A 13,405-nucleotide genomic window follows, 5' to 3' on the forward strand; every position below is an offset into this window, starting at 1 on the left:
TTTAGCAGCAGCGGACGCCGCCTTCTCCACTTCCGCCGTAGCGCGCTTCCTGACGCTCGCGGAAGAATTCAGTGTAGGTCATGTACGGCTTATCCGGATGGTTGGTCTTCATATGCTCAACGTAGTTGTCATAGTCCGGAATGCCAATCAGCATTTTCGCCGCCTGACCGAGGTATTTTTTTGCTTCGCCTAAGTTACCAAACATAACGTGTCCTGATAAGAAAAAGCCCGGTGGCGCTACGCTTACCGGGCCTACAGTAACGTTGTAGGGCGGGTCAGCGCAGCGCCACCCGCCATTTTATTAATGGTGTGAAGACGTCTTCACGCCGCCTTCCGGCACCGGCACGTACGGGGTTTCTTTGTCCGTACGGCCATCGGCATTACGCACTTTCATCCAGGTTTTAATGCCGTAGAAGATAATGCTGTACACCACCACCAGGAACAGAATGCTCAGACCCGCGTTGGTGTAGTTGTTCACCACGATATGGTTCATGTTGGCAATCTGCTGCGCGGTTAGATCCACGCCGCCTGCGGCAATCTTCTCTTTGTACTGGTTAGCCATGAAGAAGAAGCCTTCCAGCTGCGGGTTGGTGCTGAACAGTTTCAGACCCAGCGCCCAGGTAGTGCAGAGCAGCAGCCACAGCGCAGGCACCACGGTTACCCAGATGTATTTGGTGCGTTTCATCTTCACCAGGACAACGGTGCCCAGCACCAGGGCCACAGCCGCCAGCATCTGGTTAGAGATGCCGAACAGCGGCCACAGGCTCTTCACGCCGCCCAGCGGGTCTACAACGCCCTGATACAGCAGATAACCCCACAGACCTACGCAGCCCGCAGTACCCAGAACACCTGCTACCAGAGAGTCGGTTTTCTTCAGGAACGGCACGAAGTTACCCAGCAGATCCTGCAACATGAAGCGGCCTGCACGCGTACCGGCATCCAGCGCGGTGAGGATGAACAGCGCTTCAAACAGGATACCGAAGTGGTACCAGAAGCCCATGTCCGCCCACGGCAGCACTTTGTGGAACACGTGTGCGATACCCACCGCCAGCGTCGGTGCGCCACCTGCGCGGTTCAGCACGGATGGTTCGCCGATGTCTTTCGCGGTCTGCATAATCTGCTCAGGCGAAATCACGAAGCCCCAGGAGCTGACGGTCGCCGCCGCGTGTGCGCTGGCGTCTTTCAGTTGCGCCATGATCAGCGCGGTATTTTCGCCGCCCATCTCATGCAGGTTTGGCATGGTGATGCCGAGACCCGCTGGTGGGGTGTTCATCGCGAAGTACAGGCCAGGCTCGATAATCGACGCCGCAACCAGCGCCATGATCGCCACGAAGGATTCCATCAGCATTGCGCCGTAACCGATGAAGCGTGCGTCGGTTTCGTTGGCCATCAGCTTCGGCGTGGTGCCGGAGGCGATCAGTGCGTGGAAGCCAGACACGGCACCGCAGGCAATGGTGATAAACAGGAACGGGAACAGGGCACCTTTCCACAGCGGACCGGTACCGTCAATGTACTGCGTCACCGCCGGCATTTTCAGCTCCGGGTTGATGATCACAATCCCGATTGCCAGCCCGACGATCACGCCGATTTTCAGGAAGGTCGCCAGGTAGTCACGCGGAGCCAGAATCAGCCACACCGGCAGCAGCGCTGAGATGAACGCGTAACCGATCAGCGCGAAGGTGATGGTGGTGTCTTTAAAGGTCAGCGCCGGGCCCCAGTACGGGTCGTGGGCAATCACACCGCCGAAGTAGATAGAGGCGACCAGCAGCACGATACCGATGACCGACACCTCGCCAACGCGGCCAGGGCGCAGGAAGCGCATGTAGATGCCCATGAACAGCGCAATCGGCACGGTAGAGCAGACGGTGAAGACGCCCCACGGACTTTCGGCCAGCGCTTTCACCACGATCAGGGCCAGCACTGCCAGGATGATGATCATGATCAGGAAGCAGCCGAAGAGGGCGATCGTGCCCGGCACGCGGCCCATCTCCTCTTTGATCATCTCGCCCAGCGACGAACCATTACGGCGCGAGGAGATAAACAGCACCATAAAGTCCTGCACCGCTCCCGCCAGCACCACGCCCGCGAGCAGCCAGAGCGTACCCGGCAGGTAGCCCATCTGCGCAGCCAGCACTGGACCGACCAGCGGACCCGCGCCTGCAATGGCGGCGAAGTGGTGACCAAACAGCACGTAACGGTTGGTTGGCACATAGTTCAGGCCGTCATTGTTAATGACCGCCGGGGTGGCGCGCGTCGGGTCGAGCTTCATGACCTTCTGCGCGATGTACAAGCTGTAGTAGCGATAAGCCACAAGATAGACGGAAACCGACGCGACCACGATCCACAGGGCGCTGACGTGCTCGCCCCGGCGTAATGCGACAACCGCCAGACAGAAAGCGCCGATGATCCCGAGGATGGCCCAGGGCACGTGCTTAAGTAGTTTTTTAGTATCCATAGTAAGACCTGGTTTTTTATGTAAAGAAAAAAGGGTCAGGGTTCGTTGTGAGGAGGTATTGATTAATGCTGGAGCGATCGTGCCAGATCCTCGCGCGTGTAAAGCACGGTAAATGGGTGAGTGGTTGAAAGCGATGCGTGAGCGGTCAAAAGCGAGGGTGAGTGGTTAAGGCTCACCCCCGGCGGGAGAAAATATGTGATTGAGATCACTGAGAATAATCTAGCCCTGCGGGGTTTCGTCGTTCGCATCAGGGCATTGCGTGCAGCGGCAGGGCTGATATGCGGGCAGCAGCTGATAGCGTCCTTTGCCGTCGTGTTCGATAATTGGGGAAAGGGCCTGTAGATCGCGGTACACCGTACGTTCGGTAATGCCAAATTTTTGCATCAGATCGCGGCGATTAACGCTTCCGTTGCGGTGCAGAGCAATAATGATGTCAACCAGACGCTCAGCCGAGCGGCTTCGGGGTGAAGGGGCCATAAGACTTTCCAGCGTTAAGGGGGCGGCTGACGACGTCGCCAGCCGCCCCGGAAAATTTATCTTATGGATAGTTAACGGCGCACCTTTGCGGAAACCTTAGCGTTTTTTTGTGCAACGGGATCAAACCGCGGCTTCCATCTCCATCATCACCGGGTGGAAACGGCGTTTGAAGTAGATCAGGCCGTGCCCCTCGCTGCTGAGGATGATGTTCTTAATCTCCACAAGGTAGACCAGATGGGTACCGATGGTTTGCACCTGGGTTATCTCACCTTCCAGGCTTGCCAGGGCGCCTTTCAGCACCGGCTGCGCCAGCGGTCCTTTCTGCCAGCAGGAGAGAGCAAAGCGCTCCTCCATGGCCATGCCGGTCATCCCGGCAAAGTGGCGGGCCATGATCTCCTGCTCGTGGTTCAGCACGTTGACGCACAGTTTGCCGTTGCCCTGGAAGACCGGGTTCATGGCGCTGTTGGCGTTGATGCAGACCATGACCGAGGGCGGGGTATCCGTGACCGAACAGACGGCGGTGGCGGTAATGCCGCAGCGGCCCGCATCGCCCTCGGTGGTGACCACATTCACCGCCGCCGACAGGCTGGCCATCGCGTCGCGAAAACGCAGGCGTTCTTCAGATTGCATTGAAACCTCCCGCTGCGTTATTTCAGCAGCTTATCCAGCATGTTGATATCAGTGTTGTTGTGCAGGTGCGGTACGGTCCAGCCGTGCTGGTCGTACTCGGACATGCAGCGGTCAACCATCGCCATCATCTTGTCCATGTTGCCGGAGCTTTGCGCCTGACGCAGGCATTGCAGGCGGATCTCATCCTGGCTACCGGAGTAGTTGATTTCGTACAGCTCGTGACGTCCGCCAAACTCGCTGCCGATGGCATCCCACATCAGTTTCAGAATCTTGATGCGTTCGACGTGATCCATCCCGTTGGAGCCGCGTACGTACTTCGCCAGATACTGGTCGATCTGCGGGTTGTTCAGGTCCCGCGCGCTGGACGGCAGGTAGATCAGCCCGGAGGTCACGTTGCGTTCGATGATGTTCTTGATTTTCGCGTAGGCCATCGGCGCCATCACGCGGTAGGTCTGTAACGCCGCGTGGTCAGGCAGGTACGCGCCGTTTATCCACGGCGTGGCTTCGGAGCACATGGAGTCGCTCAGCGCCCAGAACATGTTGCGCCACGCCACCACTTCGCCGAGATCCGCCTGCACGCCGCGGAACTCGAGGGTGCCAGTGCACTCCAGCGATTTCTTCAGCAGAGCGGTGATGAAGTCGAGCTTCACTGCCAGACGCACGCAGGCCTGAAGCGGGTACATGCGGGCGAAGCCACCTTCCATCGTCCAGCGACGACAGCGGTCGAAATCGCGGTAGATCAGCACGTTTTCCCACGGGATCAGCACATGATCCATCACCAGAATGGCGTCGTTCTCGTCAAAGCGGCTGGAGAGCGGGTAGTCGTACGGGGAGCCGGTCGCCCCTGCCACCATCTCGTAAGAGGCGCGGGAGATCAGCTTCACCCCTTCGGCATCCATCGGCGCGACGAACATTAGCGCGAAGTCCGGGTTTTCGCCCATCACCTGCGCAGAGCCAAAACCAATCATGTTGTAGTGGGTCAGCGCAGAGTTGGTGGCCACCACTTTCGCGCCGCTGACGATGATCCCGGCATCGGTCTCTTTCTCCAGCTTGATGTAAACGTCTTTCACCTCGTCCGCCGGTTTATGGCGGTCGATAGGCGGGTTGACGATGGCGTGGTTAAAGTACAGGCCGGTTTCCTGAATACGGGTGTACCAGTTGCGGGCGTTCTGCTCGAACTGACCGTAGAAGGCAGGGTTCGCCCCCAGCGCGCAGCCGAACGCGGCTTTGTAGTCTGGCGTGCGGCCCATCCAGCCGTAGCTCAGGCGCGACCACTCGGCGATGGCGTCGCGCTGCTGGCGCAGATCGTCGGCGCTTTTCGCCACGCGGAAGAATTTATGGGTGTAGCCGCCGCTGCCGGTGTCGGTGCCCCAGCAGAGGGTATCCTGCATGTCTGGCTTGTGCAGGGCATCGTACATCTGGGCGATGGACGCCGCCGCATTGCGAAATGCCGGGTGGGTAGTGACGTCCTTAACGCGCTCGCCGTAGATATAAATCTCACGGCCATCTTGCAGGCTTTTTAAATACTCTTCACCGGTTAACGGACGTTTGGCATCAGCGCGGAAATCTTCAGGCTTCATAGGGACCTCGTATCGGAAGATGGTTGTTAAATTTATGTTTTGTTTTTGTTGTTTAATTGAAGCGTGAGAGGGGCGGAACGTGAAGGGACGATTGGGACAACGGCAGGTACTTTTCGGGTGGGATGTTGTTTTGTGATCTGTGCGGCTTTTCGGCGGGTGGCGCTGCGCTTACCCGCCCTACGAACCGTGATGCGTTCAGGAAACCGGTACTTTCTGCGCCCGGTATGCGCTGGGTGAGCACCCCGTCAGTCGGTTGAAAAAACGGGCGAAATAGGCCGGATCTTTAAACCCCAGTTGCCAGGCAATTTCGCTCACTGTGCTGTCGGAAAACAGCAGCAAGCGCCTGGCTTCCCGCAGCTGGCGGTCGAAGATCAGCCGTTTCGGCGAGCGGTTGGCAAAGCGGCGGCAGATATCGGTCAGGCGGGATTCGGTAAGATGCAGTTCGCTGGCGTATTCCGGCACCGTCCAGTGCTCGTGGTAATGCGCATCTGTCAGCTGGTTAAAGCGCTGAAACAGCTTCAGCTCGCCGCGCATGCCGCCTGAAGCGTGGTCGTCGAGCTTCGCGTTGCGCAGCAGCAGGGTAAATACGGCCTGCGCCAGCAGAACCAGCGTATGCTCACGGCCCGGCAGCTGTTCCGTGGATTCCCGGGCAATGAGCTGCCAGTAATGCTTCAGCGCCGCCAGCTCGTCAGGCCTGTCGGCAAGCGACAGGCAGATCCCCGGCAGGCCGAACGCCTCCCGCGTGCCGGGGTAGAGCACTTCTAACAACGGCCAGATAAGATCCTCGCGCACCGTCAGCACGTGGCCGTCGCTGTCGGATTCAGTGATAAACGCGTGCGGCACCGACGGCGGCGTCAGAACGAACAGCGGCGCCTGCACCGAGTAGCGGTGGTCGTCGAGCTGCAGCTCAATCTGCCCGGTGTCGAGAAAATGCATCTGAAAATACTGGTCGTGGCGGTGCGCCTGCATGTCGCGGCCAAAAAAGGCCGCCATGCGGGCGAACGACTGGTAGTGCACATCGTCGGTGCCCAGACTTTCGTCGTACTCCTTGCTGATATCAATGTTGGCGATAGGGCTCTGGCACATGATCGTTCCTCTTTTGAACCCGCTGCGTCATCGGAATGCGCGTCAGCACCAGCGCGCCCACTACCAGCAGACCCGCCACGAACCACAGCCCCGAGCTGAAGCTGCCGGTCGCGTCGCGCAGAATACCAATCAGCAATGGGCTGACGGCAGACCCGACGTTGCCGATGGCGTTGATCACCGCCAGCGCCACCGCGCGGGATTGCAGGCTAATCACTTGGTCCGGCGTGGTCCAGAATATCGCCATGGCGGTAAACGATCCGGTTGAGGCCATGATGATGCCAAGCAGCTGGATCAGGCTGTGATCGGTCGCCGAGGCCAGCATCCATCCCGCCGCCGCAAACAGATACGGCAGGATGGTGTGCTTTTTTCGCTCTTTCAGCCTGTCGGAGCGGCGGCTCCACCAGATCATCCCGAGGATGGTGCAAAACTGCGGGATCGCCGCCAGCAGGCCAATCACGATATTGCTGCTGCCGGTGTTGAAGCTTTGCAGGATCTGCGGCGTCCAGATGTTGATCGCGCTCAGCGTATTCGTCAGGCAGAAGTAGGCCAGCGTGTAGAGCAGTACGGCGGGCGTCAGCACCTCGCGCAGCGTCGATCGCGGCGTGGCGACGTGCGCAATGGCCAGTTCCTGCTCGCGGGCGATCATCGTTTTGAGTGCCTGCTTTTCATCATCATCCAGCCAGGTGGCCTGATCCGGGGTGTCGTTAAGGTAGAACCAGGTCACCACGCCGAGTACTACCGACGGCAGCCCCTCCAGCAGGAACAGCCACTGCCAGCCCTTCAGGTTCCACAGCCCGTCCATCGCCAGAATGTACCCGGAGAGGATCGAGCCGAGCATCATGGTCACCGGCATGGCGATCATAAACAACGCGTTGGCGCGGGCGCGGTGATAGGCCGGGAACCACCAGGTGAGATAGACCAGGATCCCCGGCAGGAAACCGGCTTCGGCAATGCCCACCAGCATGCGCAGGACGTAGAGCGTTTCCGGACTGGTGGCGAACATTGTGCAGGTAGAGGCGATGCCCCACACCACCATGATCCCGGCGATCCAGCGCCGCGCGCCGATTTTCGCCAGCATGATGTTGCTGGGGATCCCGCACAGCACGTAGGTGACGTAAAACAGGGTCGCGGCCAGGCCAAACATGGTCGACGTGAGGCCCAGATCTTTGCCCATCGTCAGCCCGGCAAAGCCGATGTTGATGCGATCGAGAAACGAAAAGACAAACAGGATAAAGAGAAACACGATCAAACGACGGAACAGCTTGTTGATAACGCGATGTTCTATAGCTTTCTTATCTTGCAGGGTAGAGGTCGTCATGCTGCGCTCCAGATCTTACGTTTAGTAGACGGATTTATTGTTATTAACTGACGTAACCGGTTGTTCGATAAAGCGTGCCGCCAGCGCTTCCGCGCCGCGGGCGAGCAGGGTGGTGTCGACGCCGACGGCGACAAACAGCGCGCCGAGTGCAAGGTAACGTTTCGCCAGCTGCTCTTTGGCCATCAGGATGCCGGGCGCTTTACCGGCGGCGCGTATCTGCGCGATCGCCTGCTCAATGGCGGCCTGCACCTCCGGGTGCTGCGGATTACCGGCAAAGCCCATGTCGGCACTCAGATCCGCCGGGCCGATAAACACGCCGTCGACGCCGTCCACGTCCAGGATCTGCGGCAGGTTTTTCAGCGCTCTTAGGGTTTCGATCTGCACCAGCACGCACATGGCGTCGTTAGCCTGATGCAGATAGTCCGGGATACGGTTCCAGCGCGACGCCCGCGCCAGCGCGCTGCCCACCCCGCGAATGCCGGCAGGCGGATAGCGGGTGGCGCTGACCGCCAGCCGCGCTTCGTCGGCGTTTTGCACCATCGGCACCAGCAGGGTTTGCACCCCCACGTCCAGCAGCTGCTTGATCTGCACCGGATCGTTCCACGACGGGCGCACCACCGGCTGGCTGGGATAAGGGGCGATGGCCTGTAGCTGAGTCAGAATGGTCTGCACGCTGTTCGGCGCGTGCTCCCCGTCGATCAGCAGCCAGTCAAAACCGGCCCCGGCCAATAGCTCAGCGCTGTAGCTGCTGGTTAGCCCCAGCCATAACCCGATTTGCGGTCGGCCCGCTTTCAGCGCCGCTTTGAATGCGTTTTGCATGATCATCTCCTTACACAAAGCGGCAGCTGATGGAGCCCATGTTGCCGTAGTCGACGTGGAAGGTGTCGCCTCTGCTGGCGGCAACCGGGCGGGTAAACGAGCCGCCGAGGATGATCTGGCCTGGCTCAAGCTGCACGTCGTATGGCGCGAGTTTGTTCGCCAGCCACGCCACGCCGTTCGCCGGATGATTAAGGACGCCTGCGGCCACGCCGGTCTCTTCGATCACGCCGTTGCGGTAGAGCAGGGCGGAGATCCAGCGCAGATCCAGTTCGTCGGGTTTAATCGGGCGGCCGCCGAGGATAACGCCCGCGTTGGCGGCGTTATCGGAGATAGTGTCGAATACCTTGCGCGGGCGCTGGGTTTCCGGGTCAACGTTGTGGCAGCGGGCGTCGATCAGCTCCAGGGCAGGGATGACGTAATCCGTGGCGTTGTAAACGTCGAAGATCGTGCAGTTCGGGCCGCGCAGCGGTTTTGCCAGCACGAAGGCCAGCTCCACTTCGATGCGCGGGACGATAAAGCGATCCACGGGAATGTCGCTGCCGTCGTGGAAGAACATATCGTCCAGCAGCGCGCCGTAGTCTGGTTCGCTGATCTGCGAGCTGGCCTGCATCGCTTTGGAGGTGAGGCCGATCTTGTGGCCTTTCAGCACGCGGCCTTCGGCAATTTTCAGGCTCACCCATTCGCGCTGGACGGCGTAGGCGTCTTCAATGGTGATCTCCGGATACTCAAGCGAGATCGCGCGGATCTGCTCCCGGGATTGTTCCGCCTGATGCAGGCGGTGGGCGATCAGGGTATGGGTGTGTTTGTCGAGCATGGCGATATCCTGTTGTTGCCGGGTGGCGCGTAGCGATCCCGGCCTACGTTCGAGCCGTTGTAGGCCCGGTAAGCGAAGCGCCACCGGGCGAGCAGACGGCTACTTAAACAACGCGTGCACGTTGTTCTGCTTGTAATTGAGCGTCGGGTGCAGCTCGTCGAGCTCGAAAGACAGCGCCAGATAGCGGGCGGCCATCAGCGCTGCAAAATGCGTTTTGATCAGCGCAAACAGCATTTCACCGACCTCTTCCCGGCTCTCCAGACTGCGCCCGGCGCCGATTTTGAGCGTCATATGCACAAAGGCGTAATCGTGCTTGCCGTCGGCCATCTGCCAGGTGTCCAGCCAGTGGGCGCGGCTGCGGATACCGCCGAGCGGGAAAATACCCGTGGCGGCGAGCGCCTCGTTCACTTTGGCAAACAGCCCCGGCAGGTCGGCCTGCTCGCGGATGTTGTCGGTACATTCAGCAATAAAGTGCGGCATGGTGGCTCCTTACGCGGGCAGCGGGAAAACGGCGTTGACCTGGCCGGTGCCGGAGCTGGCGAACAGCTCGGTGAGAAACTCCACCTTACCGTCGTAGTTGTCCCAGCCGAGCATCCCCAGCAGCATCACCGTGTCGTGCATGTTGCCCTCGCCGTAGCAGTAGTCGGCGTACTCCGGCAGCATGCTGCAAAACTCTTTGAACTGCCCCTCGCGCCACAGCTTCACTACCCGCTCATCCATCTGGCGGTCAAACTCGCGGGTGTAGCTGTTCATCCCTTCCTCCGCGCGCTGGTCGTCGATAAAGCGGTGCGACAGCGAGCCGCTGGCGAGCACCGCCACGGTGCCGTCGTATTTTTCGATGGCGCTGACGATGGCCTCGCCCAGCCTGCGGCTGTCGGCGAAGTCGTGTACCGTGCAGAACGCCGAGATGGAGACCACTTTGAAGTGCTTATCTGCGTTCATGTAGCGCATCGGCACCAGCGTGCCGTACTCCAGCTTCAGGCTTGGGATGTTGTGCGCCTTGGCGCGCACGCCAAGCTTCACCGCTTCGTCGGCGATCAGCTGGCCGAGTTCCGGGTTGCCGTCGTAGTCGTAGGTCATGTCGCGAATAAAATGCGGCAGCTCGTTGCTGGTGTAGACGCCTGAAAAATGGTCCGCACAGTTGATGTGATACGCGCTGTTCACCAGCCAGTGGGTGTCGAAGACGATAATGGTATCGACGCCCAGCTCGCGGCAGCGCTTGCTGATCTCTTTATGCCCGTCGATGGCTGACTGGCGGCAGCCGTGGTTTTTGCCCGGCAGTTCAGAGAGATACATTGACGGCACGTGTGTGATTTTTGCCGCTAAGGCTAATTTTCCCATGATCAGATCCCCCATTTTGGAATCGGATGGTCGCCCATGGAGATACAGACGTTTTTCATCTCCGCGAAGACCTCAAAGCTGTACTCGCCGCCCTCACGCCCGGTGCCGGAGGCCTTCACGCCGCCAAACGGCTGGCGCAGGTCGCGCACGTTCTGGGTGTTGACGAACACCATGCCCGCTTCGATGTTGCGCGCCAGACGCAGCACTTTGCTGACGTCCTGCGTCCAGATGTACGACGCCAGGCCATACTCCACGTCGTTTGCCAGGCGCAGGCCTTCCGCTTCGTCCTTAAACGGCAGCAGGCAGGCCACCGGCCCGAAGATCTCTTCCTGCGCCACGCGCATGCGGTTATCGACATCCGCCAGCACGGTCGGGCGCAGGAAATTGCCGCCTTTCAGGTGCGCAGGCAGATCGGTCGGTTTGTCCGGGCCGCCCGCCAGCAGGGTTGCCCCCTCTTCAATGCCGAGGCGGATGTAGCCGGAGACCTTCTCCCAGTGCTGCTTGCTGATCAGCGCGCCAATCTGGGTGTTCGGATCGGTCGGGTCGCCCACGCGCAGGCGGCTGGCGCGCTCGGCAAAGCGTTTGACGAACTCCGGGTAGATGCTCTGCTGGATGAAGATGCGCGAGCCGGCGGTGCAGCGTTCGCCGTTGATGGAGAAGATGGTGAACAGGGCGGCGTCCAGCGCGCGCTCGATGTCCGCGTCTTCAAAAATCAGCACCGGAGATTTGCCGCCCAGCTCCATGGAATACTTCTTCAGCCCGGCGTTTTTCATGATGTTACGCCCGGTGGCGGTGCCGCCGGTGAAGGAGACGGCGCGCACGTCATGATGACGCACCAGCGCGTCGCCCGCCGTGGCGCCATAGCCCTGCACTACGTTCAGCACGCCCGCCGGAATGCCCGCCTCCAGCGCCAGCTCGCCCAGACGGTCGGCGGTCAGCGGGGAGAGCTCGGACATCTTCAGCACCGCGGTGTTACCCAGCGCCAGGCACGGCGCGACCTTCCAGGTGGCGGTCATAAACGGCACGTTCCACGGCGACACCAGCGCACAAACGCCTACCGGCTGCACGAGGGTGTAGTTGAGCATCTTGTCATCGACCGGGTAGGTTTTGCCGTTCATCTGCTGGCACACCTCGGCGAAGAACTCAAAGTTGTGCGAGGCGCGTGGAATGAGCACGTTTTTGGTCTGGTGGATCGGCAGGCCGGTGTCGGCGGTCTCCATCGCGGCAATGTCCGGCACGTTCTGGTCAATCAGATCCCCCAGGCGACGCATCAGGCGCGCACGCTCCTTCATCGGCAGGTTGGCCCATTTCGGGAACGCCTCTTTGGCGGCGGCAACGGCCTGATGGATTTCGGCTTCGCCGCCAGAGGCCACTTCTGCCAGCACCTCGCCGGAGGCCGGGTTAGTGGTTTGGAAGTACTCACTTCCGGCGACGTTTTTCCCGTTGATCCAGTGGTTAATCTTTTTCATTTTGCAGTCTCCTCACTGACAATTCGGTTTACCAGGCGGCCTACGCCTTCCACTTCCACTACCACCTCATCGCCCGGCACCAAGTCGGACAGCCCCTTCGGCGTGCCGGTGGCAATCATGTCGCCCGGTTGCAGGGTCATGAAATCGCTCAGATACGCAATCAGGAATGGGATGCTGAAAATGAGATCGGCGGTGGTGCCTTCCTGACGCAGTTCACCGTTGACGTAGGTGCGAAGACGAAGGTTGTGCGGGTCAGGGATGGCTTCTTTTGGCACTACGTTCGGGCTGATGGGGGTCAGCCCGTCGCGGCTTTTCACCCGCAGGTTCGGGCGATAGTAGTTTTCGAGATAATCGCGGATGGCGTAGTCGTTGCACACCCTGTAGCCCGCAACATAGTCCATCGCCTCGGCTTCGCTGACCTTACGCGCGGTTTTACCGATGACCACCACCAGCTCGGCTTCGTAATGCATGTATTCAATGTTGTTTGGGCGCACCGAGGTCTGGTTGTCGCCGTTAAAGGTGTTCGGCGCTTTGATAAACACCAGCGGCTCGGTGGGCGGTTTGAAGTCCAGCTCGCTGGCGTGATCGGCGTAGTTCAGGCCGAGGGCGAACAGCGTGGCGTGCGGCGGCGTGCGCGAAGCGATGGTAACGTCGCGTTCCTCCACCACCGGGTTTTCCAGCGGCGGAAATCCCTCTGCCAGAATGCGTACCCGATCGCCCGGGCGAATTTCGACGCGGCTTTGCGGGGTACCGAGCAATATCGCATCGCCGGGGTTCAGGGTGGCAAATTCGCTCAGGGCGCTCAGCAGTTCGGCGGCGTTGCGGTGCAGATCGGCCGTGTTCCAGTGGTCCGCTTCGCGACCGTTGATCTCGGTGATGATGGTCAGTTTGTCCACGTTATCAACGGCGACAGGTTCGCCGAGCGGGCAAAATCCATCCCGACATTTGGCCTTGATCGCCGGGCGGTAGAAGCTCTCTTCCGGCAGGCTGATTTCGTTGGCCAGCGCGTAGCCGGCGATGTACGCCGCCGCCTCTTCAACGCGTACTTTGCTGGCGGTTTTGCCCACCACCAGCGCCACCGTTGCGCCGCTTAACACGGTTTCTCCCTGCGGGAAGGGAATCGGCTCGCCTGCGCGAATAACGGTGTTATGTGGCTTGATAAACCACACCGCCGTTTTTGGCGGCGCGTTATAGGGGGCTTTTTCAAACGCCTCAGCCCAGGCCGCACGCTGGCTTTGGTGGTTTAGCGCTACGGCAAAAACAGTACCTTTCATTCCCATACTCCTCAAACCGACTGTCCAGTTTTGATTTCATTAATATGTTAATGATCTGGTTTTATGCTTTTGCTGTTCGTTTCGCAATCAGAAGTGAATAATTTGTGATATGAATAACAATAAATTTACACCAATGGGTTAA

Annotated in this window: 13 protein-coding genes; all 13 read right to left on the reverse strand. The window is 59.8% G+C overall.

The window, feature by feature from the left end:
* Position 1: 1 nt before the first annotated feature.
* A complete protein-coding gene (locus tag ACQG2Q_RS02900; protein WP_003856610.1) occupies positions 2 to 205 on the reverse strand; it encodes a YbdD/YjiX family protein in 204 nt (67 codons plus the stop codon).
* Positions 206 to 301: 96 nt separating this feature from the next.
* Positions 302 to 2,455 carry a carbon starvation CstA family protein gene (locus ACQG2Q_RS02905; protein ID WP_063849726.1) on the reverse strand — a complete coding sequence of 718 codons (2,154 nt, stop codon included), beginning with the start codon at positions 2,453 to 2,455 and terminating at the stop codon, positions 302 to 304.
* A 219-nt stretch (positions 2,456 to 2,674) separates the two neighbouring features.
* Positions 2,675 to 2,932: an HTH domain-containing protein gene (locus ACQG2Q_RS02910; protein WP_022646951.1), complete on the reverse strand. Its 258-nt coding sequence runs from the start codon at positions 2,930 to 2,932 to the stop codon at positions 2,675 to 2,677.
* 120 nt (positions 2,933 to 3,052) lie between these two features.
* A complete protein-coding gene (locus tag ACQG2Q_RS02915) occupies positions 3,053 to 3,562 on the reverse strand; it encodes a 4-hydroxyphenylacetate 3-monooxygenase reductase subunit (RefSeq protein ID WP_003856606.1) in 510 nt (169 codons plus the stop codon).
* A gap of 17 nt (positions 3,563 to 3,579) precedes the next feature.
* Positions 3,580 to 5,142, reverse strand: a complete 1,563-nt coding sequence (hpaB, locus tag ACQG2Q_RS02920) for a 4-hydroxyphenylacetate 3-monooxygenase, oxygenase component (protein WP_045621221.1) — start codon at positions 5,140 to 5,142, stop codon at positions 3,580 to 3,582.
* Between the two features lie 195 nt (positions 5,143 to 5,337).
* Complete coding sequence (gene hpaA / locus ACQG2Q_RS02925) at positions 5,338 to 6,228, reverse strand: 4-hydroxyphenylacetate catabolism regulatory protein HpaA (protein ID WP_022646953.1); 891 nt, start codon at positions 6,226 to 6,228, stop codon at positions 5,338 to 5,340.
* Positions 6,200 to 7,546: a 4-hydroxyphenylacetate permease gene (gene hpaX, locus ACQG2Q_RS02930; RefSeq protein ID WP_032625355.1), complete on the reverse strand. Its 1,347-nt coding sequence runs from the start codon at positions 7,544 to 7,546 to the stop codon at positions 6,200 to 6,202. Before hpaX ends, hpaA begins: the two co-directional genes overlap by 29 nt.
* 21 nt (positions 7,547 to 7,567) lie before the next feature.
* Positions 7,568 to 8,365, reverse strand: coding sequence for a 4-hydroxy-2-oxoheptanedioate aldolase (gene hpaI / locus ACQG2Q_RS02935; protein ID WP_063849727.1), 798 nt, complete (start codon positions 8,363 to 8,365; stop codon positions 7,568 to 7,570).
* A gap of 10 nt (positions 8,366 to 8,375) precedes the next feature.
* Positions 8,376 to 9,179, reverse strand: coding sequence for a 2-oxo-hept-4-ene-1,7-dioate hydratase (gene hpaH, locus ACQG2Q_RS02940; RefSeq protein ID WP_015572593.1), 804 nt, complete (start codon positions 9,177 to 9,179; stop codon positions 8,376 to 8,378).
* 99 nt (positions 9,180 to 9,278) lie between these two features.
* Positions 9,279 to 9,659, reverse strand: coding sequence for a 5-carboxymethyl-2-hydroxymuconate Delta-isomerase (locus ACQG2Q_RS02945; RefSeq protein WP_063849728.1), 381 nt, complete (start codon positions 9,657 to 9,659; stop codon positions 9,279 to 9,281).
* A gap of 9 nt (positions 9,660 to 9,668) precedes the next feature.
* Positions 9,669 to 10,520: a 3,4-dihydroxyphenylacetate 2,3-dioxygenase gene (hpaD, locus tag ACQG2Q_RS02950; RefSeq protein ID WP_022646958.1), complete on the reverse strand. Its 852-nt coding sequence runs from the start codon at positions 10,518 to 10,520 to the stop codon at positions 9,669 to 9,671.
* Between the two features lie 2 nt (positions 10,521 to 10,522).
* Positions 10,523 to 11,989 carry a 5-carboxymethyl-2-hydroxymuconate semialdehyde dehydrogenase gene (hpaE, locus tag ACQG2Q_RS02955; protein WP_022646959.1) on the reverse strand — a complete coding sequence of 489 codons (1,467 nt, stop codon included), beginning with the start codon at positions 11,987 to 11,989 and terminating at the stop codon, positions 10,523 to 10,525.
* Entirely contained in the window at positions 11,986 to 13,263 is a 1,278-nt protein-coding gene (hpaG, locus tag ACQG2Q_RS02960) for a 4-hydroxyphenylacetate degradation bifunctional isomerase/decarboxylase (RefSeq protein ID WP_063849729.1), read from the reverse strand. The genes hpaE and hpaG overlap by 4 nt, the downstream gene beginning before the upstream one ends.
* Positions 13,264 to 13,405: the final 142 nt, after the last annotated feature.

Origin of the sequence: Enterobacter cloacae complex sp. 370H10, from assembly GCF_050031535.1 — a bacterium.
Taxonomy (GTDB): Bacteria; Pseudomonadota; Gammaproteobacteria; order Enterobacterales; family Enterobacteriaceae; genus Enterobacter; species Enterobacter intestinihominis.